The organism is Streptomyces sp. NPDC058620 (assembly GCF_042717135.1).
Taxonomy (GTDB): Bacteria; Actinomycetota; Actinomycetes; order Streptomycetales; family Streptomycetaceae; genus Streptomyces.
The window spans coordinates 132,015-157,373 of record NZ_JBHXQO010000007.1 but is presented as its reverse complement, the minus strand read 5'-3'; the positions used below and the strand labels follow the sequence as shown (position 1 = coordinate 157,373).

23 protein-coding genes are annotated in these 25,359 nt (G+C 70.5%); 16 read left to right on the top strand and 7 right to left on the bottom strand.

What is annotated here, in order from left to right; translation table 11 throughout:
- Positions 1-109: 109 nt before the first annotated feature.
- On the bottom strand, positions 110-766 hold the full coding sequence (locus ACFWSK_RS10570; protein ID WP_383783494.1) for an MBL fold metallo-hydrolase: 657 nt from the start codon (positions 764-766) through the stop codon (positions 110-112).
- Between the two features lie 10 nt (positions 767-776).
- A complete protein-coding gene (locus ACFWSK_RS10565; RefSeq protein ID WP_383783493.1) occupies positions 777-1,463 on the bottom strand; it encodes a maleylpyruvate isomerase family mycothiol-dependent enzyme in 687 nt (228 codons plus the stop codon).
- 176 nt (positions 1,464-1,639) lie between these two features.
- Between ACFWSK_RS10565 and uvrA the strand changes: the two genes are divergently transcribed.
- Positions 1,640-4,693: an excinuclease ABC subunit UvrA gene (gene uvrA / locus ACFWSK_RS10560; protein ID WP_383783492.1), complete on the top strand. Its 3,054-nt coding sequence runs from the start codon at positions 1,640-1,642 to the stop codon at positions 4,691-4,693.
- Positions 4,694-4,977: 284 nt separating this feature from the next.
- Positions 4,978-5,406: a Rieske (2Fe-2S) protein gene (locus ACFWSK_RS10555; RefSeq protein WP_383783491.1), complete on the top strand. Its 429-nt coding sequence runs from the start codon at positions 4,978-4,980 to the stop codon at positions 5,404-5,406.
- A 36-nt stretch (positions 5,407-5,442) separates the two neighbouring features.
- Here the strand turns inward: ACFWSK_RS10555 and ACFWSK_RS10550 are convergent, their stop codons facing one another.
- Complete coding sequence (locus ACFWSK_RS10550; RefSeq protein WP_383783490.1) at positions 5,443-6,366, bottom strand: hypothetical protein; 924 nt, start codon at positions 6,364-6,366, stop codon at positions 5,443-5,445.
- Positions 6,367-6,593: 227 nt separating this feature from the next.
- On the opposite strand from ACFWSK_RS10550, the gene ACFWSK_RS10545 reads away from it, so the two are divergent.
- From ACFWSK_RS10545 to ACFWSK_RS10480, 14 genes are all read left to right on the top strand, one after another.
- A complete protein-coding gene (locus ACFWSK_RS10545) occupies positions 6,594-7,199 on the top strand; it encodes a papain-like cysteine protease family protein (protein WP_383783489.1) in 606 nt (201 codons plus the stop codon).
- Between the two features lie 4 nt (positions 7,200-7,203).
- On the top strand, positions 7,204-8,115 hold the full coding sequence (locus ACFWSK_RS10540) for a hypothetical protein (RefSeq protein WP_383783488.1): 912 nt from the start codon (positions 7,204-7,206) through the stop codon (positions 8,113-8,115).
- 106 nt (positions 8,116-8,221) lie between these two features.
- Entirely contained in the window at positions 8,222-10,327 is a 2,106-nt protein-coding gene (uvrC, locus tag ACFWSK_RS10535; protein ID WP_383783487.1) for an excinuclease ABC subunit UvrC, read from the top strand.
- Positions 10,324-11,310 (top strand): RNase adapter RapZ, encoded by a 987-nt coding sequence (gene rapZ, locus ACFWSK_RS10530; protein WP_383783486.1) that lies wholly within the window; start codon positions 10,324-10,326, stop codon positions 11,308-11,310. The genes uvrC and rapZ overlap by 4 nt, the downstream gene beginning before the upstream one ends.
- On the top strand, positions 11,307-12,341 hold the full coding sequence (yvcK, locus tag ACFWSK_RS10525; RefSeq protein WP_383783485.1) for a uridine diphosphate-N-acetylglucosamine-binding protein YvcK: 1,035 nt from the start codon (positions 11,307-11,309) through the stop codon (positions 12,339-12,341). Before rapZ ends, yvcK begins: the two co-directional genes overlap by 4 nt.
- Complete coding sequence (whiA, locus tag ACFWSK_RS10520) at positions 12,332-13,321, top strand: DNA-binding protein WhiA (RefSeq protein ID WP_383783484.1); 990 nt, start codon at positions 12,332-12,334, stop codon at positions 13,319-13,321. The genes yvcK and whiA overlap by 10 nt, the downstream gene beginning before the upstream one ends.
- Positions 13,322-13,800: 479 nt before the next feature.
- Positions 13,801-14,811 carry a type I glyceraldehyde-3-phosphate dehydrogenase gene (gap, locus tag ACFWSK_RS10515; RefSeq protein ID WP_383783483.1) on the top strand — a complete coding sequence of 337 codons (1,011 nt, stop codon included), beginning with the start codon at positions 13,801-13,803 and terminating at the stop codon, positions 14,809-14,811.
- 112 nt (positions 14,812-14,923) lie between these two features.
- A complete protein-coding gene (locus ACFWSK_RS10510; RefSeq protein WP_383783482.1) occupies positions 14,924-16,135 on the top strand; it encodes a phosphoglycerate kinase in 1,212 nt (403 codons plus the stop codon).
- A gap of 6 nt (positions 16,136-16,141) precedes the next feature.
- On the top strand, positions 16,142-16,918 hold the full coding sequence (tpiA, locus tag ACFWSK_RS10505) for a triose-phosphate isomerase (protein WP_383783481.1): 777 nt from the start codon (positions 16,142-16,144) through the stop codon (positions 16,916-16,918).
- 120 nt (positions 16,919-17,038) lie between these two features.
- Positions 17,039-17,269 (top strand): preprotein translocase subunit SecG, encoded by a 231-nt coding sequence (gene secG / locus ACFWSK_RS10500; protein ID WP_362842466.1) that lies wholly within the window; start codon positions 17,039-17,041, stop codon positions 17,267-17,269.
- Between the two features lie 109 nt (positions 17,270-17,378).
- Positions 17,379-17,714 carry an RNA polymerase-binding protein RbpA gene (locus tag ACFWSK_RS10495; RefSeq protein ID WP_136207022.1) on the top strand — a complete coding sequence of 112 codons (336 nt, stop codon included), beginning with the start codon at positions 17,379-17,381 and terminating at the stop codon, positions 17,712-17,714.
- A gap of 154 nt (positions 17,715-17,868) precedes the next feature.
- Positions 17,869-19,521, top strand: coding sequence for a glucose-6-phosphate isomerase (gene pgi / locus ACFWSK_RS10490; RefSeq protein ID WP_383783480.1), 1,653 nt, complete (start codon positions 17,869-17,871; stop codon positions 19,519-19,521).
- 5 nt (positions 19,522-19,526) lie between these two features.
- Positions 19,527-20,030: a PH domain-containing protein gene (locus ACFWSK_RS10485; protein ID WP_383783479.1), complete on the top strand. Its 504-nt coding sequence runs from the start codon at positions 19,527-19,529 to the stop codon at positions 20,028-20,030.
- A complete protein-coding gene (locus ACFWSK_RS10480; RefSeq protein ID WP_383783478.1) occupies positions 20,027-21,526 on the top strand; it encodes a PH domain-containing protein in 1,500 nt (499 codons plus the stop codon). The genes ACFWSK_RS10485 and ACFWSK_RS10480 overlap by 4 nt, the downstream gene beginning before the upstream one ends.
- Here ACFWSK_RS10480 and ACFWSK_RS10475 read toward each other — a convergent pair whose 3' ends face one another.
- The 4 genes from ACFWSK_RS10475 to zwf all read right to left on the bottom strand — a co-directional run bounded on the left by ACFWSK_RS10475 (position 21,527) and on the right by zwf (position 25,356).
- Positions 21,527-21,919: a VOC family protein gene (locus ACFWSK_RS10475; protein WP_383783477.1), complete on the bottom strand. Its 393-nt coding sequence runs from the start codon at positions 21,917-21,919 to the stop codon at positions 21,527-21,529.
- Positions 21,920-21,998: 79 nt separating this feature from the next.
- Positions 21,999-22,781 carry a 6-phosphogluconolactonase gene (gene pgl, locus ACFWSK_RS10470; RefSeq protein ID WP_383783476.1) on the bottom strand — a complete coding sequence of 261 codons (783 nt, stop codon included), beginning with the start codon at positions 22,779-22,781 and terminating at the stop codon, positions 21,999-22,001.
- Positions 22,778-23,827 (bottom strand): glucose-6-phosphate dehydrogenase assembly protein OpcA, encoded by a 1,050-nt coding sequence (opcA, locus tag ACFWSK_RS10465; protein ID WP_383783475.1) that lies wholly within the window; start codon positions 23,825-23,827, stop codon positions 22,778-22,780. The genes pgl and opcA overlap by 4 nt, the downstream gene beginning before the upstream one ends.
- Positions 23,824-25,356 carry a glucose-6-phosphate dehydrogenase gene (gene zwf, locus ACFWSK_RS10460; protein WP_383783474.1) on the bottom strand — a complete coding sequence of 511 codons (1,533 nt, stop codon included), beginning with the start codon at positions 25,354-25,356 and terminating at the stop codon, positions 23,824-23,826. Before zwf ends, opcA begins: the two co-directional genes overlap by 4 nt.
- Positions 25,357-25,359 lie beyond the last annotated feature (3 nt).

Sequence of the window (25,359 nt, the reverse complement as noted above, 5' to 3'; positions counted from 1 at the left end):
TCACCGGGGTCACCCCATTGGCTTATAAGCAGCACAACGGCCCCGGGCGGGGGTGCGCGTATCGTCCCGCACACCCCGGCCGGTGTGGTGTTTCAGCTTCTGGAGACGCTCACCAGCCGCGCTCGCGCCACGCGGGCAGGTGAGGCCGCTCGTCGCCCAGCGTGGTGTCGTGCCCGTGTCCCGGGTAGACCCAGGTCTCGTCCGGCAGGGGCTCGAAGAGCTTCGTCTCCACGTCGTGGAGCAGACGGGCGAACGCCTCGGGGTCCTTGCGCGTATTGCCGAGGCCGCCGGGGAAGAGGCAGTCCCCGGTGAACAGGTGCGGGGCCCCGTGCGGGTCGTCGTAGACCAGGGCGATGGAGCCCGGAGTGTGTCCGGCGAGGTGGCGGGCGGTCAGCGAGACGCGGCCCACCCGGATCGTGTCGTCGTCCTCGACGAGCACGTCGGTCGGGACCGGGATGCCCTCGGCGTCGTACCGCCCCGCGTAGGTGCGCGCTCCGGTGGCCCCCACGACCTCGGCCAGCGCCTGCCAGTGGTCGCCGTGCCGGTGCGTGGTGACGACGGACGCGATGCCGTCGTCACCGATGAGCCGCAGCAGGGTCCCGGCCTCGGCGGGCGCGTCGATCAGGAGCTGCTCGCCGGTGGCCCGGCAGCGCAGCAGATAGGCGTTGTTGTTCATCGGTCCGACCGCGACCTTGGAGATCATCAGGTCGGTCAACTCGTGCACATCCGCAGGTCCGCCGACCTTGACTGCTCCGCTGTACGTCATACGACTCAGCCTATAGCGGGGGCAGTACGGGAAGGGGGCCTCCTTCCGTGATCAGCGCGGAGCCGTCGCGGCGTCCGCAGAGCCAGCCCATGACCTCGGGTGCCGCCCCCCGGACCGTGACCGCCCCGCCTCCGGCGCCGCCGCCCGTGGTCCACGTCCGCCCGCCGGCGATCACGGTCGTCGCCACGACGTCGGGGTGGCCGGTGAACCGCTTCGCCAGGAAGTCGGTCTCCCGCGTCACGAACTCCTCCGGCAGATCGTCCAGCTCGTAGCCGGTCCCCAGATCGACGTGGTGCAGTTCGACCTCGATCAGGCGCCGGAACGGGATGCGGGAGGCCGAGTCGGTCACGCCGTTGCGCAGGGTGACGGTACGGGCCCAGTCTGCTGTGCCGGCCGCCGCCTGCAGGAAACCGGCCGCGCTCTCCCGGAGGTCGGCCAGCTGCTCGTCGAGCGGCCGGGGAGCATCACGGGCGATGTCCTGGTCCCGGGTTTCGCTGCTCGCGTACATCGGACGTCCCTGGAGAACATTTACGAGCGCGTCGGCGTTACGTGAAAGGTGGGCCAGTACATGGCCCCGGCTCCACCCCGGCAGCCGTGACGGCTCGGCGAGCGAAACGTTGTCCATTCTGCCCGCTGCGCTGAGCAGTCGATCGGTTGCCTCGCGTACAGCGCCCAGGTCGCGCACATGATCAATCATGAGGCCGAGCCTAGCTCCGCCACTCAATCGGGTGAAGGAGTCCGAGCGCGGCCGAAAATCGAATGTGCGTGCTATACGCTCGGAGTCGAAAGCTTTTCTACATCGCTGTGGCGCCCCCCATACCCTGGGACAGGGGCTCAGTTCCCCCGCTTCTCTCAAGAAAGGTGCGGACCGGCGTGGCCGACCGTCTCATCGTCCGTGGCGCGCGCGAGCACAACCTCAAGAACGTCTCGCTCGACCTCCCCCGCGATTCCCTCATCGTCTTCACCGGGCTCTCCGGGTCGGGCAAGTCGTCCCTCGCGTTCGACACGATCTTCGCCGAGGGCCAGCGGCGCTACGTGGAGTCGCTCTCCTCGTACGCCCGGCAGTTCCTCGGTCAGATGGACAAGCCGGACGTCGACTTCATCGAGGGCCTCTCACCCGCCGTCTCCATCGATCAGAAGTCGACCTCGCGCAACCCGCGCTCGACGGTCGGCACCATCACCGAGGTCTACGACTACCTGCGGCTGCTGTTCGCCCGGATCGGCAAGCCGCACTGCCCGGAGTGCAACCGCCCCATTGCGCGTCAGTCCCCGCAGGCCATCGTCGACAAGGTGCTGGGCCTGCCCGAGGGCAGCCGCTTCCAGGTGCTGTCGCCGCTGGTGCGTGAGCGCAAGGGAGAGTTCGTCGACCTCTTCTCCGATCTGCAGACCAAGGGCTACAGCCGGGCCAGGGTCGACGGGGAGACCATCCAGCTCTCCGAGCCGCCCACGCTGAAGAAGCAGGAGAAGCACACCATCGAGGTGGTCATCGACCGCCTCACGGTCAAGGACAGCGCCAAGCGCCGCCTGACCGACTCGGTGGGGACCGCGCTCGGCCTCTCCGGGGGCATGGTCGTGCTCGACTTCGTCGACCTCGCCGAGGACGATCCCGAGCGTGAGCGGATGTATTCCGAGCACCTCTACTGCCCGTACGACGACCTCTCCTTCGAGGAGCTGGAGCCCCGCTCCTTCTCCTTCAACTCGCCCTTCGGCGCCTGTCCCGACTGCACGGGTATCGGTACGCGCATGGAGGTCGACCCGGAGCTGATCATCCCGGACGAGGACAAGTCCCTCGACGAGGGCGCGATCCACCCCTGGTCGCACGGACACACCAAGGAGTACTTCGGGCGGCAGATCGGCGCACTCGCCGAAGCCCTCGGATTCCGTACGGACATCCCCTGGGCCGGACTGCCCCAGCGGGCCAAGAAGGCCCTGCTCTTCGGCCACAAGATCCAGACCGAGGTGCGTTACCGCAACCGGTACGGGCGCGAGCGCGCGTACACCACCCCCTCCTTCGAGGGTGCGGTGCAGTTCGTGAAGCGCCGGCACTCCGAGGCCGAGAGCGACTCCAGCCGGGAGCGCTTCGAGGGCTACATGCGCGAGGTGCCCTGCCCGACCTGTGAGGGCACCCGGCTCAAGCCGCTCGTCCTCGCGGTGACGGTGATGGAGAAGTCCATCGCCCAGGTCGCCGCGATGTCGATCAGCGAGTGCGCCGACTTCCTCGGCCGGCTCAAGCTGAACGCCCGCGACAAGAAGATCGCCGAGCGGGTGCTCAAGGAGGTCAACGAGCGGCTGAAGTTCCTCGTGGACGTCGGCCTGGACTACCTCTCGCTCAACCGCGCCGCGGGCACCCTGTCCGGTGGCGAGGCCCAGCGCATCCGGCTGGCCACCCAGATCGGCTCCGGCCTGGTGGGCGTCCTGTACGTGCTGGACGAGCCGTCCATCGGACTGCACCAGCGGGACAACCACCGGCTGATCGAGACCCTGGTCAGGCTCCGCGACATGGGCAACACACTCATCGTCGTCGAGCACGACGAGGACACCATCAAGGTGGCCGACTGGGTCGTCGACATCGGCCCCGGCGCCGGTGAGCACGGCGGCAAGGTCGTCCACTCCGGCTCGCTCAAGGACCTGCTGGCCAACAAGGAGTCGATCACCGGCCAGTATCTGGCAGGCAAGCGCGCCATCCCGCTGCCCGACATCCGGCGCCCGGTCGACCCGACGCGGCAGCTCACGGTGCACGGCGCCCGGGAGAACAACCTCCACGACATCGACGTCTCCTTCCCCCTCGGTGTGCTCACCGCGGTCACCGGCGTCTCCGGGTCGGGAAAGTCGACCCTGGTCAACGACATCCTCTACACGCACCTGGCACGCGAGCTGAACGGCGCCAAGTCGGTGCCCGGCCGGCACACCCGCGTCGAGGGCGACGACCTCGTCGACAAGGTGGTGCACGTCGACCAGTCGCCGATCGGCCGTACACCGCGGTCCAACCCGGCCACGTACACCGGAGTCTTCGACCATGTCCGCCGGCTCTTCGCCGAGACGATGGAGGCGAAGGTGCGCGGCTACCTGCCGGGCCGCTTCTCCTTCAACGTCAAGGGGGGCCGCTGCGAGAACTGCTCCGGTGACGGCACCATCAAGATCGAGATGAACTTCCTGCCCGACGTGTACGTCCCGTGCGAGGTCTGCCACGGAGCGCGCTACAACCGGGAGACCCTGGAAGTCCACTACAAGGGCAAGTCCATCGCCGAGGTGCTGGACATGCCGATCGAGGAGGGGCTCGAGTTCTTCGAGGCCGTCCCGACGATCGCCCGCCATCTGCGCACGCTCAACGAGGTGGGCCTCGGATACGTCAGGCTCGGGCAGTCCGCGCCGACGCTCTCCGGTGGTGAGGCACAGCGTGTGAAGCTGGCGAGCGAGCTCCAGAAGCGTTCCACGGGCCGCACGGTCTACGTTCTGGACGAGCCGACCACGGGTCTGCACTTCGAGGACATCAGCAAGCTGATCACGGTGCTCTCGGGTCTGGTCGACAAGGGCAACACGGTGATCGTCATCGAGCACAACCTCGATGTCGTCAAGACCGCGGACTGGGTCATCGACATGGGCCCCGAAGGGGGCAACGGAGGCGGTCTGGTCGTCGCCGAAGGCACTCCCGAGCAGATCGCGTCGGTGCCCGCCAGCCACACCGGGAAGTTCCTCCAGAGCATTCTCGGCGCGGACCGGATCAGCGACGCCGCCATGCCGACGGCCCGTAGGAAGACCGCCCGCAAGACGGCCGCCGAGCAGGCGGTGGCGGCCAAAGCCGCCCCGGCCCGTGAGAAGGCCGCGGCCAGGACGGCGGCGCAGCCTGCCGCGAAGAAGGCCGCGGCCAAGAAGACGGCCGTGAAGAAGCCCACCGCGAAGAAGACGGCCCGCGCCCCGAAGGCGTGAGCACCGGCTGACCGGGACAGCGGCCCGCTGTCCCGGAACGCCCGCAGAGGTGGCGGTCCCCGGCCCGGGGGCCGCCACCTCGCCGTCGGGCCGACATGCTCCTCGGACGCCGTCGCCCCCGGCCCTTCCCCCTGCTCCACCGCCGGAACCGGCCCGGTCGAAGGGCCGCCGATCTCCGCCGGTATCGTCGGTTCTGTCGCTGCTGCCTCCGGCTCCCGGCCCCTCGGGTGCCCCTGGCGGCTCTCTGCCCCCTCACCTCTGCCCCCTCACCCCGTGGAGACCGCATGCCCGGCCTGCCCGCCGCCCGCCGTACCGTGCTGAAGGGCGCCGCTCTCGCCGGTGCCGCCGGGCTGGGAGTGGCCGCCTGCTCGACCGAATCGAAGCTGGGCCACGCGAAGACGCCCACGCCCACCGCGCCCGTGGCGCTCGGCGCCGCGGACGATGTCCCGGTCGGCGGAGCCAGGCTCTACCGGGAACAGCGGCTCGTCGTGAGCTGCCCCGCCAAGGGCCAGTACAAGGCGTTCAGCGCCCAGTGCACCCATGGCGGCTGCGTCCTGGACAAGGTCGAGGACGCCGAGGGCCACTGCCCCTGCCACGGCAGCCGCTTCGACATCACGACCGGCAAGGTGGTGCAGGGCCCGGCCACCGTTCCGCTGCCCTCCGTGCCGGTGAAGGTCGAGGGCGGACAGCTCGTCGCGGGCCCCGACGCCTGACGGAACCGCGCGCGTGACGCCACCGCACGATCGTCGTCACTCCCAGTCCCAGTCGATGCCGACCAGTCCGGGCCGTACCCCCTGCTCGACCAGGTGGACGGTCCGGTGCCGGCCGGTGAGTGTGAGGTCGGTCCGGGCACCGCGCGGCGCCCCCGCCGACACCTGGACGAAGCGCCGGCAGCGCACCGGCAGCGCGGCCTCGTCGAAGCGCACCTGCAGTACGTACTGCCCGCCGCCGAAGCTGAACCCCCGCACGTACTCCCCGCAGGGCCCGCCCGTACCGTCCTCGAAGCCGTAGCCGAAGAGGTACGTGTCGCCGGCCCGGAGCCGGGTGTCGAACAGGAGCTCGGCGACGAGGACTCCCGCCTCGTGGTCCCAGCGGACCCGGCCCGTCCGGCAGTTCTCCACGGCGCGCACCTCGATCGCGGACGGATCACAGCCCGGATCGCCACGGTAGACCGCCAGATAGCGGTCGACCCCGTCCCGGTGCGCCCGTACGACGTGCTGCGACGCGCGGCCCGCCATCTCCCGGCCCGCCGCGATCCGTACCCGCTCCTGATGCCCCACCGTGTGCAGCCCGCCGTCGGCCGGTGACTCCATCGAGGCCAGCAGCCGCTCCACCGCGCCGGACACCTCCAGCAGCGCGCGGTACGAGCGGGCGGCCGGACGCTCGGCGTCCGCCGGGACGCCGGAGTCCAGCAGCCGGAGCAGGGAGTTGCCCGGCAGGGCGAGCACCTCCTCCAGCGCCTTCACGGCCCGCAGCGACTCGGCTCGCCGCGGCCGCCGGACGCCCTGCTGCCAGTAACTCAGGCTCGTCACCCCGACCTTGATGCCGCGGTGCGCGAGATGGTGCTGCACCCGCTGGAGAGGCAGTCCGCGCACCGAGATTGCCGTGCGCAGGGCCAGATGGAACGGGCCGGTGTGCAGTACCTGCGCCAGTTCACCCTCGGTGTGCCGCATCCGGGCCTCCAGTGAATGTTCACGACGGGGAACGGCGCCACCGCGCCGACGGGAAGGGGCGGCCAGGTGACCGGGCCGGGAGCGTTCACACGGCCGCCGTGCCGTTCACACCGTGATGTCACCCCGCATTGAAGCGTGTTGACCCCCTCCGGACAACGGCCGATGCTCGACCCCAGCGTCCGGACGCGCTCCTCCGACCCCACACCCCCCGCCATGGGAGGAACGCCATGCGCAACCGAAGAAGCAGGCCGGGAAGGTTCCCGTTCACGGCTCTCCTGGCCGCCGTACTGCTCGCCGTGCCCGCGGCCACCGCCACCGCGGCCGGGTCCCCCACCCCGACGGCCGGAAGCGCCGCAGCTCAGCGGCTCGGCATCACCATGCAGGCGCAGCAGAAGACCAACTGGTGCTGGGCCGCAGGGGGCAGCACCATCGCCACCTGGTTCGGCCGCGGTTACACCCAGAACCAGTTCTGCAACGCCGCCTTCGGCCGTACGCAGGGCTCCGAGTGCCCCAACTCGCAGGCAACGCTCGGTGATGTGCAGGACGGCCTGTCCTGGGCCGGGGTCAGCCCCGGTTCGTACGTCAGGGGCTGGCTGCGCTACGCGACCCTCCAGGGCGAGATATCCGCGGGGCGTCCTGTCGAGACGCGCATCCAGTGGTCGTCGGGCGGCGGCCACATGCACGTCCTGTACGGGTACGACGACGCCAGCAGCTGGGTCTACTGGGGTGACCCCTGGCCCACCAGCAACCGTTACAACTGGGCCTCCCATGCCTGGTATGTGAATAACGGCGAATTCTCCTGGACCCACTCGCTCTACCGGATCGGGGCGTGACCCCATGACCTCCACGACCCGGCGCACCCTCGTGGCCGCCGCACTCACCGGCGTCGCCCTGTTCACGGCGGCCGCTCCCCGGGCCACCGCCGCCCCCGGACCGGTGACGCCTCCCGCGCCCACCGCCTCGGACGTGGCCGCGGCCCACCGGGCGGCCACCGCGTCTACGACCCTGGACACCCTGTCCCGGTTCTTCGCGAGGGAGGGCGCGGTCAGCGGGTCCGCGGCGGCCCCGCGGATCGAGGGGGCGGCCATCGCCGTGCGCACGCTCGCCCCGGACTTCGTCGCGGGGAGACCGGGGGCGCCCGTCGCCCGGCTGCACTACCTGGCCAGCACCGCGGTCTCCTCGGACGGCCGGAAGGCCACCCTGTGGACCGTCCCCAAGAAGGGCACGAAGGCCGTCTGGGAGGTGGTGAACATCGCCACCGGGGACGACGAGTCGCGGTACGCCGCGGCCGGCGCCCGCGCACTCCCCGGCGGCACGGTCTTCCGTGAGCCGCAGATCGACGCCTGGTACGTCCACGACGGCGCCCGGGTCCTCCCGCTGGACGCGGACGCGGCCCGTGCGGTCGGCGACGGCGGCACCACGCTGACCGCATACGGCAGCCGGGTGCGGAAGGCGTACGGGGACAAGCTCCCGGACTCCGGATACGGCCGCTCGGGCAAGGCGGGCGGCTACGCCACCGGACCCGGCACGGCCCCGGGACCCGGTAAGGCCACGGGCACGGACCCGGGCCTCGGCACGGGCGTCGCCGCCGGCCGGCCGGCTGCCGCCGCCGTGAGCACGCCCGACACCGCCCTCGCGGTCACCTCGGCCGTCGCCGGAGCCGGGGCGCTGCTCGTCCTGGTCTCCTGGGCCCGCACCGCCGTCCGCCGCGACCGCAGGCGCGGGGAGACCCCCGGCGCCGACGCCTGACCCGCTCCACAGGTGCGTGTTCCGGGGGCACACCCCCGCCCCGGGAGCGCGCACCTGTCCGCCGACCGAGGCCGCGCTGTCACTGCCCGCAAGTAGGGTGTGAGACATGGCAGACCCCTCCAGCTACCGCCCCAAGCCGGGACAGATCCCCGACTCCCCGGGGGTCTACAAGTTCCGCGACGAGCACCGCAGGGTGATCTACGTCGGGAAGGCCAAGAACCTGCGCCAGCGCGTGGCCAACTACTTCCAGGACCTGGCCAGTCTCCACCCGCGCACGCGCACGATGGTCACCACGGCCGCCTCCGTCGAATGGACCGTCGTCTCCACGGAGGTCGAGGCGCTCCAGCTCGAGTACTCCTGGATCAAGGAGTTCGACCCCAGGTTCAACGTCAAGTACCGCGACGACAAGAGCTATCCGTATCTCGCGGTCACCCTCAACGAGGACTTTCCCCGCGTCCAGGTGATGCGGGGGGCCAAGAAGAAGGGTGTGCGCTACTTCGGGCCGTACGGGCACGCGTGGGCGATCCGCGAGACCGTCGACCTGATGCTCCGCGTCTTCCCCGTGCGTACGTGCTCCGCGGGCGTCTTCAAGAACGCCGAGAGGACCGGCCGCCCCTGCCTCCTGGGCTACATCGGCAAGTGCTCCGCGCCCTGCGTCGGCCGGGTCACCCCCGACGAGCACCGCGAGCTCGCCGAGGACTTCTGCGACTTCATGGCGGGCCGGACCGGTACGTACATCCGCCGCCTGGAGAAGGACATGATGCAGGCGGCCGAGGAGATGGAGTACGAGCGGGCGGCCCGGCTGCGCGACGACGTGGAGGCTCTCAGACGGGCCATGGAGAAGAGCGCCGTCGTCCTCGCCGACGCCACCGACGCCGACCTGATCGCCGTCGCCGAGGACGAGCTCGAAGCGGCCGTCCAGATCTTCCACGTCCGCGGTGGCCGGGTCCGCGGCCAGCGCGGCTGGGTCACCGACAAGGTCGAGGCGGTCGACACCGCGGGCCTCGTCGAGCACGCGCTCCAGCAGCTGTACGGGGAGGAGAGCGGGGACTCCGTACCCAAGGAGGTCCTGGTCCCCGCCCTCCCGGAGGACGCGGAGGCGGTCGCCCAGTGGCTCGCCGGGCGCCGGGGCTCGCAGGTCAGCCTGCGCATTCCGCAGCGGGGCGACAAGAAGGACCTGATGGCCACGGTCCAGCGCAACGCCCTGCAGGCCCTCGGGCTGCACAAGACCAAGCGGGCCTCCGACCTGACGACCCGCTCCCGTGCCCTGGAGGAGATCTCCGAGGCGCTCGGCCTCGACACGGCGCCGCTGCGCATCGAGTGCTACGACATCTCGCATCTCCAGGGCGACGACGTGGTGGCGTCCATGGTGGTCTTCGAGGACGGCCTCGCGCGCAAGAGCGAATATCGCCGCTTCCAGATCAAGGGCTTCGAGGGCCAGGACGACGTGCGGTCGATGCACGAGGTGATCGGCCGCCGCTTCAAGCGGTATCTCCAGGACAAGGAGCGGACGGGGGAGTGGGAGGAGACCCCCGCCCCGACAGGCCCCGTCCCGGCCGGTCCGGTCCCGGCGGGCGCCGTCCCGGCCCCCGCCCCCGCAGGCCCCGCTCCGACGGGACCCGTGCCGGCGCCCACCGGAGCCGTATCCGCGGGTGACGACACCGGGAGCGAGCCCCGGGAGGACGACGGCCGGCCGAAGCGGTTCGCGTATCCGCCGCAGCTCGTCGTCGTCGACGGCGGGCAGCCCCAGGTGGCCGCCGCGAAGCGCGCCCTGGACGAGCTGGGCATCGACGACATCGCCGTCTGCGGGCTCGCCAAGCGCCTCGAAGAGGTCTGGCTGCCCGATGACGACGACCCCGTCGTCATGCCCCGCTCCAGCGAAGGGCTCTATCTCCTGCAGCGGATTCGTGACGAGGCCCACCGCTTCGCCATCACGTACCAGCGCGCCAAACGCGCCAAGCGCATCCGCAGCAGCCCGCTGGACGACGTCGCGGGCCTCGGCGAGACCCGGAAGCAGGCTCTGATCAAGCATTTCGGCTCCGTGAGGAAGCTGCGGCAGGCGACAATCGACGAGATCTGCGAGGTCCCGGGGATAGGGCGCAGGACGGCGGAATCAGTGGCCGCCGCTCTCGCCACGACCGCCCCGGCCGCGCCCGCCGTGAACACGGCCACAGGAGAGATCATTGAAGACGACGACGGGGGCACGTCATGACTGAGCACAAGAACGAACGCACGCACGAAACCGAACCTGAGCACCACAGCACCGACCGAGCAGACGGAGCAGCACACGTGAGTACGGGCACCACGAACGAGGCGGATGAGGCCACCGCGCCGGTCATCCCCGAACTGGTGATCATCTCCGGAATGTCCGGCGCCGGGCGCAGCACCGCCGCCAAGTGTCTGGAGGACCTCGGCTGGTTCGTCGTCGACAACCTGCCGCCCGCGCTGATCCCCACCATGGTGGAGCTCGGCGCACGGTCCCAGGGCAACGTGGCCCGCATCGCCGTCGTCGTCGATGTCCGGGGCCGCCGCTTCTTCGACAACCTCCGGGAGTCCCTCGCGGACCTGGAGGCCAAGCACGTCACCCGGCGCATCGTGTTCCTGGAGTCCTCGGACGACGCCCTCGTGCGCCGCTTCGAGTCGGTCCGCCGCCCGCACCCACTCCAGGGCGACGGCCGGATCGTCGACGGCATCGACGCCGAGCGCGATCTGCTGCGCGAGCTGCGCGGCGACGCCGACCTGGTGATCGACACCTCCAGCCTCAACGTGCACGAACTGCGCGCCAAGATGGACGCCCAGTTCGCCGGCGACGAGAAGCCGGAACTGCGGGCCACGGTGATGTCGTTCGGCTACAAGTACGGCCTCCCGGTCGACGCCGACCTCGTGGTGGACTGCCGCTTCCTGCCGAACCCGCACTGGGTGCCTGAGCTGCGGCCGTTCACCGGGCTCAACGAGGAGGTGTCCGCGTACGTCTTCGACCAGCCGGGCGCCAAGGAGTTCCTCAACCAGTACACGGAACTGCTCCAGCTCATCGCCACCGGGTACCGCCGCGAGGGCAAGCGCTACGTGACCGTCGCCGTCGGGTGCACGGGCGGCAAGCACCGTTCCGTGGCGATGTCCGAGAAGCTGGCTGCCCGGCTGGCCACGGAAGGCATCGAGACCGTCCTCGTCCACAGGGACATGGGGCGCGAGTGACCAGTCGTAATCTGCGTCTGCGGCGGCTGAGCAGAGCGACATCCGCGCTGTCCGGACGCAAGCGTGGTGCCCAGCCCAAGGTCGTCGCCCTCGGCGGCGGCATGGGGCTGTCGGCCTCGCTCACGGCGCTGCGCCGGATCACCGGCGATCTCACGGCCGTGGTCACCGTCGCCGACGACGGGGGCTCCAGCGGCCGGCTCCGCGAGGAGCTCGGCGTGCTGCCCCCGGGCGATCTCCGCAAGGCGCTGGCCGCCCTCTGCGGGGACGACGAATGGGGCCAGACCTGGGCCCAGGTCATTCAGCACCGTTTCGAGTCCAAGGGTGATCTGCACGGGCACGCGGTCGGCAACCTGCTGATCGTCGCCCTCTGGGAGCAGCTCGGTGACCACGTGCAGGCGCTCGACCTCGTCGGCAAGCTCCTCGGCGCCCACGGCCGGGTGCTGCCGATGTCGGCCGTGCCCCTGGAGCTCCAGGCGCTCGTACGGGGACACGACCCGGAGCGTCCCGACGACATCGTCACCGTGCGCGGACAGGCGACGGTGGCGCTGACCCCGGGCGAGGTGCAGTCCGTGCACGTCGTACCGGCCGACCCGCCCGCCGTCCCGGAAGCGGTCGCCGCAGTCCTCGACGCGGACTGGGTGGTGCTCGGTCCCGGGTCCTGGTTCTCCTCGGTGATCCCGCACCTGCTCGTCCCGGAACTGCTCGACGCACTGGTCGTCACGAAGGCCCGGAAGGTCCTTTCCCTGAACCTCGCGCCGCAACCCGGTGAAACAGATGGCTTCTCACCGCAGCGTCATTTGGAGGTTTTGGGGCGACACGCCCCTAAACTCGCCTTGGACGTGGTGTTGGCCGACGAGGCCGCCGTGCCCGACCGCGAGTCCCTCGCCGACGCCGCAAAGCGGCTCGGTGCCGCGGTCGAGCTGGCGCCGGTGGCTTCACCCGATGGCGTTCCGATTCATGATCCGGAGCTGTTGGCCGCCGCGTACGACCGTATTTTTCGGATGCATGGAAGGATCGGCCCATGGCGATGACGCCAGCGGTGAAGGACGAAATCTCTCGGCTTCCCGTAACCCGGACCTGCTGCAGGAAGGCAGAAGTCTCGGCGATTCTTCGGTTCGCGGGTGGGCTGCACCTGGTGAGCGGCCGGATTGTGATCGAGGCGGAGCTGGACACCGCGATGGCGGCGCGCCGGCTGAAGCGGGACATTCTCGAGATCTTCGGGCACAGCTCGGAGCTGATCGTGATGGCACCCGGCGGGCTACGGCGCGGCTCCCGCTATGTCGTACGGGTGGTGGCGGGCGGCGACCAGCTCGCCCGCCAGACCGGGCTGGTGGACGGCCGCGGCCGTCCCATCCGCGGGCTGCCCCCGCAGGTGGTCTCGGGGGCCACCTGCGACGCCGAGGCGGCCTGGCGAGGGGCCTTCCTGGCGCACGGCTCGCTCACCGAGCCCGGCCGTTCCTCCTCGCTGGAGGTGACGTGCCCGGGTCCCGAGGCGGCGCTCGCCCTGGTCGGTGCGGCGCGCAGGCTCTCCATCGGGGCTAAGGCCCGCGAGGTGCGCGGTGTGGACCGCGTCGTCGTCCGCGACGGCGACGCCATCGGAGCGCTCCTGACCCGGCTCGGCGCGCACGAGTCGGTGCTTGCCTGGGAGGAGCGCCGGATGCGGCGCGAGGTCCGCGCCACGGCGAACCGCCTCGCCAATTTCGACGACGCCAACCTGCGCCGCTCGGCACGGGCCGCGGTGGCCGCAGGCGCCCGCGTGGGGCGCGCGCTGGAGATCCTCGGCGAAGAGGTTCCCGAGCACCTCGCGGCGGCCGGACGGCTGCGCATGGAGCACAAGCAGGCGTCCCTGGAGGAGCTGGGTGCGCTGGCCGAGCCGCCGCTGACCAAGGACGCGGTCGCCGGGCGTATCCGCCGCCTGCTGGCCATGGCGGACAAGCGGGCCCAGGACCTGGGTATCCCGGGGACGGAATCCACCCTGAGCGAGGAGCTGGCCGACGGCCTCGTCGGCTGACCGGCACCCCCGCACCGGGGCACACCATCACGCCCCGGGGTCCGCTCCGGACATCACGCCGCCGGCGCCCCGCAAGGGTGCGCCGGCGGCGGCATGTCCGGGCGCGGACGCTTTTCGGACGTCTCTCCTTCGCGCCCGGGTACCCGGCCCCCGGGCAGTCGGGCCGCTCAGCGCCGGGCCCAAATACCTCACCGGCGCGGCCGGGCGCAAGCGTTTCCTGCCGGAAAGAGGCTGAGAACACAGGGCGGTTGACACTCCGTAGCCGGCGTCCCGGACCCCGTGCGCGGGTCATCGCCGGCGGCGGACCCCAGGAGCGGAGGTCCGTACTCCTACTGGGGAGTACGGACTTCCCGGCCTCGTCCGGCCCCTCTCGATGTCACTTCCCGGTCCCCGGAGGGGTAGGGTCGGAGGCGGTCGGGGACATCCCTATACAACTCGCCGGCGTCGAAAACCGGCGTACCTAACGAGGAGATCGGTTCGTGACGATCCGCGTAGGCATCAACGGCTTTGGCCGCATCGGACGTAACTACTTCCGCGCGCTGCTGGAGCAGGGTGCGGACATCGAGATCGTGGCTGTCAACGACCTGGGTGACACTGCGACCACGGCCCACCTGCTGAAGTACGACACCATTCTGGGTCGTCTGAAGGCAGAGGTCAGCCACACCGCCGACACCATCACCGTCGACGGTCACACCATCAAGGTGCTCTCCGAGCGCAACCCCGCCGACCTGCCCTGGGGCGAGCTGGGCGTCGACATCGTGATCGAGTCGACCGGCATCTTCACGAAGAAGGCCGACGCCGAGAAGCACATCGCCGGTGGCGCCAAGAAGGTCCTCATCTCGGCTCCGGCCAAGGACGAGGACATCACGATCGTGATGGGCGTCAACCAGGAGAAGTACGACGCCGCCAAGCACAACGTCATCTCCAACGCCTCCTGCACCACCAACTGTGTGGCGCCGATGGCCAAGGTTCTCGACGAGAACTTCGGCATCGTCAAGGGCCTGATGACGACGGTCCACGCGTACACGAACGACCAGCGGATCCTGGACTTCCCGCACTCGGACCTGCGTCGCGCCCGCGCCGCCGCCGAGAACATCATCCCGACCACGACCGGTGCCGCCAAGGCCACCGCTCTGGTCCTGCCGCAGCTCAAGGGCAAGCTCGACGGCATCGCGATGCGCGTGCCGGTCCCGACCGGCTCGGCCACCGACCTGGTCGTCGAGCTCTCGCGCGAGGTCACCAAGGACGAGGTCAACGCCGCGTTCAAGAAGGCGTCCGACGACGGCGACCTCAAGGGGTACCTCGCGTACACCGAGGACCCGATCGTATCCTCGGACATCGTCGGTGACCCGGCGTCCTGCACCTTCGACTCGTCGATGACGATGGTTCAGGAGGGCAAGACGGTGAAGATCCTCGGCTGGTACGACAACGAGTGGGGCTACTCCAACCGTCTCGTCGACCTGACCGAATTCGTCGGCGGCCAGCTCTGATCCTCGGAGTGGCAGGCAACTCGATGTGAGCGTGGGGCTCGGACGGCGCAACGCGGCGCCGTTCGAGCCCCGTTGCATGCTCTCTCGTCCTTCCAAGGAGTACCGGAAACAGATGAAGACGATCGACGAACTTCTCGCCGAAGGGGTCGCGGGCAAGCGGGTATTCGTCCGCGCCGACCTCAACGTGCCGCTCGACGGCACCACGATCACGGACGACGGCCGCATCCGCGCCGTCGCGCCCACGGTCGCCAAACTTGCCGCAGCCGGCGCGCGCGTCATCGTCGCCTCGCACCTCGGCCGCCCCAAGGGTGCCCCCGACCCGGCGTTCTCGCTCGCGCCCGCAGCCGCGCGCCTCGGTGAGCTGCTCGGAACCGATGTCGCCTTCGCGACCGACACCGTCGGCGAATCCGCCCGGTCCACGGCCGCCGCTCTCACCGACGGCCAGGTCGCCGTCATCGAGAACCTGCGCTTCAACGCCGGCGAGACGTCGAAGGACGACGCCGAGCGCGGCGCCTTCGCCGACCAGCTCGCCGAGCTCGCCGATCTGTACGTGGGCGACGGCTTCGGTGCCGTCCACCGCAAGCACGCCTCGGTCTTCGACCTCCCGGCCCGGCTGCCGCACGCGGCGGGCGATCTGATCGCCACCGAGGTCGGCGTCCTGAAGAAGCTCACCGAGGACGTCGAGCGCCCCTACGCCGTCGTCCTCGGCGGCTCCAAGGTCTCCGACAAGCTCGGCGTCATCGACCACCTCCTGGAGCGGGCCGACCGCATCCTCATCGGCGGCGGCATGGCGTACACCTTCCTCAAGGCCCAGGGCCACGAGGTCGGCAGCTCCCTCCTGCAGGAGGACCAGATTCCGGCGGTGCTGACGTATCTGAAGCGGGCCGAGGAGAAGGGCGTGGAGTTCGTCCTCCCCGTCGACGTCGTCGTCTCCGAGCAGTTCCCGGACCTGAAGACCAAGGCCCCGAGCCACCCCACCACGGTGGCCGCTGACGCCATCCCGGCCGGTGCGATGGGCCTGGACAACGGCCCCGAGACCAACAGGCTGTACGCCGAGAAGCTCGCCGGCGCGGCCACGGTCTTCTGGAACGGTCCCATGGGTGTCTTCGAGCACCCCGACTACGCCGAGGGCACCAAGGCGGTCGCCCAGGCCCTCGTCGACTCCCCGGGATTCAGCGTCGTCGGCGGCGGAGACAGTGCCGCCGCCGTGCGCATCCTGGGCTTCGACGAGAATGCATTCGGCCATATCTCGACCGGTGGCGGCGCCAGCCTCGAATACCTCGAGGGCAAGACGCTTCCCGGCCTCGCCGCACTGGAGGACTGACACTCAATGACTACCCGCACCCCGCTGATGGCGGGCAACTGGAAGATGAACCTCAACCACCTCGAGGCCATCGCCCACACCCAGAAGCTCGCTTTCGCCCTGGCCGACAAGGACTACGACGCCGTAGAGGTCGCCGTCCTGCCGCCCTTCACCGACCTGCGCTCCGTGCAGACGCTGGTGGACGGCGACAAGCTGAAGATCAAGTACGGCGCCCAGGACATCTCGGCGCACGAATCCGGTGCGTACACGGGTGAGATCTCCGGCGCCATGCTCGCCAAGCTGAAGTGCACGTACGTGGCCGTCGGCCACAGCGAGCGCCGGCAGTACCACGGCGAGAACGACGAGATCTGCAACGCCAAGGTGAAGGCCGCGTACAGGCACGGCCTGACCCCGATCCTCTGCGTCGGCGAGGGCCTGGACATCCGCAAGGCCGGTGACCAGGTCTCCTACACCCTCGCGCAGCTCACCGGCGCCCTCAAGGACATCCCCGCCGAGCAGGCCGAGTCCATCGTGATCGCGTACGAGCCGGTCTGGGCCATCGGGACCGGCGAGGTCGCCACCCCCGAGGACGCCCAGGAGGTGTGCGGAGCGATCCGTGGCCGGCTCGCCGAGCTGTACTCGCAGGAGCTGGCGGACGCCGTCCGCATCCAGTACGGCGGCTCCGTGAAGTCCGGCAACGTGGCGGCCATCATGGCGCAGCCCGACGTCGACGGCGCACTGGTCGGAGGCGCGGCGCTGGACGCCGAGGAGTTCGTCAAGATCGTCCGCTTCCGCGACCAGTGAGTATGCGGTAGCGCCGATCCGTCGTACCCTAGCGGGGGCCGAGGGGGGGTACCCCTCCGGCCCCCGTTGTCCGTATGTGCAGTCCAAGGGAATTCCGGAAAGTAGGGACCAGCCGTGATTATGGGGTTCTCGATCGCCCTGATCGTCTTCAGCCTGCTGCTGATGCTGCTGGTGCTGATGCACAAGGGAAAGGGCGGCGGCCTCTCCGACATGTTCGGTGGCGGTATGCAGTCGTCCGTCGGTGGCTCCTCGGTCGCCGAGCGCAACCTCGACCGCATCACCGTGGTGGTCGGTCTGGCGTGGTTCGCATGCATTGTTGTACTTGGTCTGCTGATGAAGCTGGACAACTGACCCGGCGTCCGCGATTCCCGGTGAGGGTGTAACTCCAATCACTGGACGCGCGTTGGGCCTTACGTAGACTGGGGCATCTTCGAGCACCATCACGCAGGGAGTTACGACCGTGGCAAGTGGCAACGCGATCCGGGGAAGCCGGGTCGGAGCGGGGCCGATGGGGGAGGCCGAGCGGGGCGAGTCCGCGCCGCGCCTCCGCATCTCCTTCTGGTGCTCGAACGGGCACGAGACGCAGCCGAGCTTCGCCCATGACGCGCAGGTACCGGAGACTTGGGACTGCCCGCGCTGCGGCTTCCCGGCCGGCCAGGACCGGGACAGCCCGCCCGACCCGCCGCGCACCGAGCCGTACAAGACGCATCTGGCGTATGTACGTGAGCGGCGCAGCGACGCGGACGGCGAGGCCATTCTTGCCGAAGCACTCGCGAAACTCCGCGGCGAAATCTAGAAGTTGTTCACCGGCCGGTCACCCCAGGGGTGCCCGGCCGGACCGCTTTCCCCGTGCCGCACAGTGCCCTCGCGCCGCACACCCCTCGGATCAATTAGGTTGGAGGGGCAGCGGGGCATGCGCAGGTACGAGAAGAAGTGGGCTGATACCCGGGATGAACGCACAAAGCCGAACGAAGCTCAATCAGACGCCCGAGTGGACGGCTCTGGGCAAGCACCGTGAGGAACTCGGCGGGACCCAGCTGCGACAGCTGTTCGCCGACGCACCGGACCGCGGAACGGACTACTCCCTCCGGGTCGGCGACCTCCTCGTCGACTACTCCAAGAACCTGGTCACCGACGAGACGCTCCGCCTGCTGCGCGAGCTCGCCGCCGCCACCGGTGTCGCGGAGCTGCGGGACGCGATGTTCCGCGGCGAGAAGATCAACACGACCGAGGACCGCGCCGTACTGCACACCGCGCTCCGCGCTCCGCGCTCCGCCGTGATCGAGGTCGACGGCGAGAACGTGGTGCCGGCCGTGCACGCCGTCCTGGACAGGATGGCGGCGTTCTCCGACCGCGTCAGGTCGGGGGAGTGGACCGGCCACACCGGCAGGCCCATCAAGAACATCGTGAACATCGGCATCGGCGGCTCCGACCTCGGTCCCGCCATGGCGTACGAGGTGCTGCGGTCCTTCACGGACCGTTCGCTCACCCTGCGCTTCGTGTCGAACGTCGACGGAGCCGACCTCCACGAGGCCCTGCAGGGCCTGGACCCGGCCGAGACGCTGTTCGTCATCGCCTCGAAGACGTTCACCACGATCGAGACCATCACCAACGCCACCTCGGCCCGCGACTGGCTGCTCACCGGTCTGAGGGCCGGTCAGGAAGCCGTCGCCAAGCACTTCGTGGCGCTGTCGACCAACGCCGGCAAGGTCGCCGACTTCGGCATCGACACGGCCAACATGTTCGAGTTCTGGGACTGGGTCGGCGGGCGTTACTCGTACGACTCGGCGATCGGTCTCTCCCTGATGATCGCCATCGGCCCGGACCGCTTCCGCGAGATGCTCGACGGCTTCCACCTCGTCGACGAGCACTTCCGCAACGCCCCGGCCGAGGAGAACGCCCCGCTGCTGCTCGGCCTGCTGGGCGTCTGGTACGGCGGATTCTTCGACGCCCAGTCGCATGCCGTGCTGCCCTACAGCCACTACCTGTCCAAGTTCACCGCGTACTTGCAGCAGCTGGACATGGAGTCCAACGGCAAGTCCGTGGACCGGGACGGCAATCCGGTGGAGTGGCAGACCGGCCCGGTCGTCTGGGGCACGCCCGGGACCAACGGGCAGCACGCCTACTACCAGTTGATCCACCAGGGCACCAAGGTCATCCCCGCCGACTTCATCGGCTTCGCCGAGCCGGTATACGACCTGCTGCCCGGACTGGTCGCCCAGCACGATCTGCTGATGGCCAACTTCTTCGCCCAGACCCAGGCGCTGGCCTTCGGCAGGACGCCGGACGAGGTCCGCGCGGAGGGCGTGCCCGAGGAGCTGGTGCCGCACAAGACGTTCCGCGGCAACCACCCGACGACGACCATCCTCGCCGACAGGCTGACCCCGTCGGTGCTCGGCCAGCTCATCGCGCTGTACGAGCACAAGGTCTTCGTCCAGGGCGCCGTCTGGAACATCGACTCCTTCGACCAGTGGGGCGTCGAGCTCGGCAAGGTCCTCGCCAAGAAGATCGAGCCGGTCCTGACCGAGGGCACCGGCGGGGAGCAGCTCGACAGCTCCACCGCCGCGCTCGTCGCCGCCTACCGCTCCCTGCGGGGACGCTGAGCGGCGTGATGACGGGGGAGGGGACGGTACGGCTGCGGCCGCCGCGCAACACGCTGGACCGCAGGGCCGTCGGCTGGTGGCGGGCCCAGTGGCTGCTGCTGACCGCGGTGCCCGTGCTGGTGCTGGGTGTGCTCGGCGCGTTCGTCGGGCCCGCCCGGTTCTGGCTGCTGACGGCCGCCGCCGTCCTGGCGGTCGCCGGTCCGGTCTGTGCCGTCCTCTTCCCCCTCTGGTGGTTCCGGACGCACCGCTGGGAAGTCACCGACGAAGCGGTGTACGTCCGGACGGGAGTCTTCCGGCAGGAGTGGCGGATCGCGCCGATGTCCCGGATCCAGACCGTGGACACCGTGCGCGGCCCGCTGGAACAGCTCTGGAGGCTGGCCACGGTCACCGTCACCACCGCATCCGCCAAGGGCGCGGTGCGGATCGAGGGCCTCGACCACGAGGTGGCGGCGGAACTGGCCGAGCGGCTGACCCGGATCACGCAGGACACCCCCGGGGACGCCACATGAGCACCCCCGCCGACGACTGGCGGCGCCTCGACCGGCGTACGGTCCTGGTCACCGCACTCGTCACGGCGGGGGTGCTGCTGGGGGCGGCCGTACCGGTCGCCCTCGCGCTCGCCGGACGCTTCGGGACCGGCAGGGCCCTGGTCTGGGTGCCGGCCGCCGTCGTCGTGCTCACCGTCTGCTCGGCGGGGGTCGACTACGTGCGCTGGCGCCGCACCCGCTACCGCGTCGGCGCCGAGCGCGTCGCCCTGCGCACCGGCCTCCTGCTCGTGAAGGAGCGCTCGCTGGCCCAGGAACGCATCCGCAGCGTCGACCTCACGGCCCGCCCGCTGCTGCGCCTGCTCGGGCTCGTCACGGTCCGGATCGGCACGGGCGAGCACGCGGGCAGCGACTCGACGCTGGAGCTCGACCCGGTCACCCGCGCCGAGGGCGAGCGGCTGCGCCGCCTGCTCCTGGAGCGCGCGGCCACCGGTGCGACGGGCAGCCACCGCGAGGGCGAACTGAGCGCACTGAACCTCCGGTGGATCAGATACGCCCCGGTGTCCTTCGTCGCCCCCATGCTGGGCGGTGCGGCGGCCGGGGCCGTGATGCAGGTCAGCGAGTGGGCCGGGGCGCAGGGGCAGGTGATCGCCTGGATCGGAGACCTGTTCCGCGACACCCCGCTGCTCTGGACGGTCCTCGTCCTGGTCGTCGCCGTCGTCGTCGCGGGCGTCGTCGGCGCGCTCGCACTCTGGGTCGAGATGTGGTGGAGCTACCGGCTGGAGCGTGAACCGGGTGGCACCCTGCGGGTCCGCCGCGGGCTCTTCACCTCCCGGTCGGTCTCCATCGAGGAACGCCGGCTGCGCGGGGTCGACCTCGTGGAGCCGCTCGGAGTACGGCTGATGGGCGCCGCCCGGCTGGACGCGATCACGACGGGCCTGGCCAAGGACGACGAGGAACAGCACGGCGCCCACAACACCCTGCTGCCCGCCGTGCCCCGCGCGCTGGCCGACACGGTCGCCGCCGATGTCCTGCGCGAGCGGGTGACCCCCACGGGCACCGCACTGACCGGCCACCCGCGCGCCGCCCGCCGCCGACGGCTCGGCTGGGCCCTGTGGAGCGTACTGGTCCCGGTGGCGGTCCTGGCCGTCCTCGGCGCGCTGCTGACGCCCGTCCTGCTCGGGATCGCCCTGGCCTGCGCGGTGGTCTTCCTGCCGCTCGCCGTCCTCCTCGCCCTCGACGCGTACCGTGCCCTCGGACACGCCGTCGGCGGCGCCTACCTGGTGACCCGCTCCGGCACGCTCCGGCGCTCCACGGCCGCGCTGGAACGGGCCGGAGTGATCGGCTGGACGGTGCGGCAGTCGTACTTCCAGCGGCGGGCCGGGCTCCTCAGCGTCACCGCCACGACAGCCGCGGGAGCGGGTGCGTACACGGCGTACGACACCGACGCCTCCGAGGGCCTCGACTTCGCCGCCGAGGCCGTGCCTGGCCTGCTGGAGCCGTTCCTGGAGAGGTCCTAGCTAGGGGATGGCCGCGACGATATCCTCCCCGGTCAGGCCGTGCGTCGTGTCGATGACGCAGAAGCGATTTCCCTCCGTGTCCGCGAGCACCACGAAATCCGGGTCCTGCGGGTAGAGCTCCCAGGCCACCCGGGCCGCCCCGAGCGCGAGCAGGCGCTCCACCTCGGTGTCCTGCTCGTCGGTGTACAGGTCGAGATGGACCCGGGGGACCTCCTGCACGGGCGACTCACTGCGCCCCAGGGCCAGCCCCACGCCGGTTCCCCCCGCCGGGACCAGGACCACCCAGTCGTCCTCCAGCGGTTCGCGCTCCACATAGCCGAGCGCCGACTTCCAGAACGACGCCGCGCGCCGTACGTCCGACGTCCCCATCACCACGGTTCCGATACGCATCATGGTCCGAGGCTTTCATGACGGAGGCCCGGCCCGCTCCTGAGAGCGAAACGGGCCTCCGTACAACCTTGCTGACAGCCTCTCAGGGAGAGGCCGGCGGGTAGAGCGCTCGCGGCAGCCGCGAGGCCGCCGCCGCGTCCAGCAGCCACAGGGTGCGGCTGCGCCCGTACGCTCCCGCGGCCGGGGCCTGGATCTCCCCGGCGCCGGACAGGGCGATGGCCGCGGCCTCCGCCTTGTCCTCGCCCGCCGCCAGCAGCCACACCTCGCGCGCCGCCCGGATGGCGGGCAGCGTGAGCGAGACGCGGGTCGGCGGCGGCTTGGGCGCACCGTGCACACCGACGACGGTGCGCTCGGTCTCCCGTACCGCGGGCAGCTCCGGGAAGAGGGACGCGACATGCGTGTCCGGTCCGACGCCCAGCATCAGTACGTCGAACGCCGGCACGGGGCCGTGGTTCTCCGGCCCCGAAGCCGCGGCGAGTTCGGCCGCGTACCCCGCGGCGGCCGCGTCCGCGTCGTCCCCGTACGGGCCGTCCGAAGCGGGCATCGCGTGCACCCGGGACGGGTCGAGCGCCACCGAGTCCAGCAGGGCCTCGCGGGCCTGCGTGACGTTGCGCTCCGGATCGCCCTCGGGCAGGAAACGCTCGTCGCCCCACCAGAGGTCGAGCCGCGACCAGTCGATCGCGTCCCGCGCGGGCGTGGCGGCGAGCGCGGCCAGCAGGCCGTTGCCGTTGCGCCCGCCGGTCAGCACCACCGAGGCGTGTCCGCGCGCGGCCTGGGCGTCCACGACCTTCGTGATCAGCCGGGCCGCCGCGGCCTGCGCCATCAGCTCCTTGTCGCGGTGCACGACCAGTTGGGGAGCGTTCACTTCGACGCCGCCCTCTTGGCGGCGGCCTTCTTGGCGGCCGTCGCCGTGGCCGCCGGGGTGGCGGAGGCGGGCTTCTCCCCGGACTCCCCGGCCTCCCCGGACTCCGCAGGCTTCGCCGCGGTGCTGCCCAGCCTTTCGAGGCCGAACTTCACCGCCGAGGCGTAGGTGTTGTCCGGGTCGAGGCGCCGCAGCTCCTCCGCGAGGAGTTCGGCTGTCTCCCGCCGCTTGAGCGCCACTCCGCGGTCCGGCTGCCCCTGCATGGAGAGCGTGGCCAGCGAACCGTCGGGCCGGTGCAGCGTGATGACGCCGTTCCTGGTCTCCATGCGGACGGCCGTCAGACCGGGACCGCCGGAGTGCGTCCGCTCCACCGGGACGCCGAGCCGGTCCGCGAGCCACATGGCGAGCAGCTCGCAGCTCGGGTTGTCCGACTCGCCCTCGACCGTGGCGGCCACGACCTCCGCGGCCTGCTGGTCGAGCGCGGCGGCCAGCATGGAACGCCACGGCGTGATGCGGGTCCACGCCAGGTCGGTGTCGCCGGGGCTGTACGTCGCTCCGCGCACGGCCAGCTCGTCGAGCGGCCGGGCCGCCGAGTAGGTGTCCGTGATGCGGCGCTGGGCCAGCGCGCCCAGCGGGTCCTTCGCCGGGTCGGCGGGCGCGTCCTGCGGCCACCACAGCACGACGGGTGCGTCCGGCAGCAGGAGCGGCAGGACCACCGACTGGGCGTGGTTGGCCAGTTCGCCGTGCAGCCGCAGGACGACGGTCTCACCGGTGCCCGAGTCGGAACCGACCCGCACCTCGGCGTCGAGCCGAGCGTCACGCCGGCTGCGCGGTGAACGGCTGACCCGCTTGATCACCGCGATGATCCGCGAGGGGTGCTCGCGGGAGGAGTCGCTCGCCGCCTTGAGGGCGTCGTACGCGTTCTCCTCGTCGGTGACGATGACGAGGGTGAGCACCATGCCGATGGCCGGCGTGCCGATGGCACGGCGGGCCGACACGAGCGCCTGATTGATCTTGCTGGACGTGGTTTCCGTGAGATCGATCTTCATGGCCGGCGCCAGCTCCGTCCGTCGCGTGCGAGCATCTCGTCAGCCTCGGCCGGACCCCAGGTGCCGGCCGCGTACTGAGCGGGCTTGCCGTGCTTGTCCCAGTACTCCTCGATCGGGTCGAGGATGTTCCAGGAGAGTTCGACCTCCTGGTGGCGGGGGAAGAGGTTGGCGTCGCCGAGCAGCACGTCGAGGATGAGCCGCTCGTACGCCTCGGGGCTGGACTCCGTGAAGGACTCGCCGTATGCGAAGTCCATCGTGACGTCCCGGACCTCCATCGAGGTGCCGGGCACCTTCGAACCGAACCGCACGGTCACGCCCTCGTCCGGCTGGACCCGGATGACCAGGGCGTTGCCGCCCAGCTCCTCGGTCGCGCCGGACTCGAAGGGCAGGTACGGGGCGCGCTTGAAGACGACCGCGATCTCCGTGACCCGGCGGCCGAGCCGCTTTCCGGTACGGAGGTAGAACGGAACGCCCGCCCACCGGCGGTTGTTGATCGTCAGCTTGATCGCGGCGAAGGTGTCGGTCGTCGACTTGGGGTCGATGCCGTCCTCCTCCAGATAGCCGAGGACCTCTTCGCCGCCCTGCCACGCGTGGGCGTACTGGCCGCGCACGGTGTGCTTGCCCAGGTCGTCCGGCAGCTCCACCGCCGTGAGGACCTTGAGCTTCTCGGCGACCAGGGCCTTGGGGTGGAAGGAGCCGGGCTCCTCCATCGCCGTCAGCGCCAGCAGCTGGAGCAGGTGGTTCTGGATGACGTCACGGGCCGCGCCGATGCCGTCGTAGTAACCGGCCCGGCCACCGATGCCGATGTCCTCGGCCATCGTGATCTGGACGTGGTCGACGTAGGACCGGTTCCAGATGGGCTCGAACATCGTGTTGGCGAAGCGCAGCGCCAGGATGTTCTGGACCGTCTCCTTGCCCAGGTAGTGGTCGATCCGGAAGACCTCGTTGGGCGGGAACACATCGTGCACGAGCTGGTTGAGCTCCTGCGCGCTGGTGAGGTCGTGACCGAACGGCTTCTCGATGACGGCACGCCGCCAGGAGCCTTCCTTCTGGTCGGCCAGCCCGTGCTTCTTGAGCTGCTGGACGACCTGCGGGAAGAACTTCGGGGGCACGGACAGGTAGAAGGCGAAGTTGCCGCCCGTGCCCTGTGCCTTGTCGAGCTCCTGGATGGTGGCCTTCAGGGTCTCGAAGGCCTCGTCGTCGTCGAAGTTGCCCTGGACGAAGCGCATCCCCTGGATGAGCTGCTGCCAGACCTCTTCACGGAACGGCGTACGGGCGTGCTGCTTGACGGCGTCGTGGACCTCCTGTGCGAAGTCCTCGTTCTGCCACTCGCGGCGCGCGAAGCCGATGAGCGAGAAGCCCGGCGGCAGCAGGCCGCGGTTGGCCAGGTCGTAGACAGCGGGCATCAGCTTTTTACGGGACAAATCGCCCGTGACGCCAAAGATGACCAGGCCCGACGGCCCCGCGATGCGCGGGAGCCGTCGGTCCTGGGCGTCACGAAGCGGGTTGGCTCCGGGAACACCAGACAAGGT

Coding starts and splice junctions, on each gene's coding strand:
- tpiA (WP_383783481.1), top strand. CDS start 16,142: ATGACTACCCGCACCCCGCTGATGGCGGGCAACTGGAAGATGAACCTC.
- rapZ (WP_383783486.1), top strand. CDS start 10,324: ATGACTGAGCACAAGAACGAACGCACGCACGAAACCGAACCTGAGCAC.
- ACFWSK_RS10480 (WP_383783478.1), top strand. CDS start 20,027: ATGAGCACCCCCGCCGACGACTGGCGGCGCCTCGACCGGCGTACGGTC.
- opcA (WP_383783475.1), bottom strand. CDS start 23,827: ATGAAGATCGATCTCACGGAAACCACGTCCAGCAAGATCAATCAGGCG.
- ACFWSK_RS10555 (WP_383783491.1), top strand. CDS start 4,978: ATGCCCGGCCTGCCCGCCGCCCGCCGTACCGTGCTGAAGGGCGCCGCT.
- whiA (WP_383783484.1), top strand. CDS start 12,332: ATGGCGATGACGCCAGCGGTGAAGGACGAAATCTCTCGGCTTCCCGTA.
- ACFWSK_RS10540 (WP_383783488.1), top strand. CDS start 7,204: ATGACCTCCACGACCCGGCGCACCCTCGTGGCCGCCGCACTCACCGGC.
- ACFWSK_RS10565 (WP_383783493.1), bottom strand. CDS start 1,463: ATGATTGATCATGTGCGCGACCTGGGCGCTGTACGCGAGGCAACCGAT.
- pgi (WP_383783480.1), top strand. CDS start 17,869: ATGAACGCACAAAGCCGAACGAAGCTCAATCAGACGCCCGAGTGGACG.
- ACFWSK_RS10570 (WP_383783494.1), bottom strand. CDS start 766: ATGACGTACAGCGGAGCAGTCAAGGTCGGCGGACCTGCGGATGTGCAC.
- ACFWSK_RS10545 (WP_383783489.1), top strand. CDS start 6,594: ATGCGCAACCGAAGAAGCAGGCCGGGAAGGTTCCCGTTCACGGCTCTC.
- uvrC (WP_383783487.1), top strand. CDS start 8,222: ATGGCAGACCCCTCCAGCTACCGCCCCAAGCCGGGACAGATCCCCGAC.
- secG (WP_362842466.1), top strand. CDS start 17,039: ATGGGGTTCTCGATCGCCCTGATCGTCTTCAGCCTGCTGCTGATGCTG.
- ACFWSK_RS10475 (WP_383783477.1), bottom strand. CDS start 21,919: ATGATGCGTATCGGAACCGTGGTGATGGGGACGTCGGACGTACGGCGC.
- ACFWSK_RS10550 (WP_383783490.1), bottom strand. CDS start 6,366: ATGCGGCACACCGAGGGTGAACTGGCGCAGGTACTGCACACCGGCCCG.
- ACFWSK_RS10510 (WP_383783482.1), top strand. CDS start 14,924: ATGAAGACGATCGACGAACTTCTCGCCGAAGGGGTCGCGGGCAAGCGG.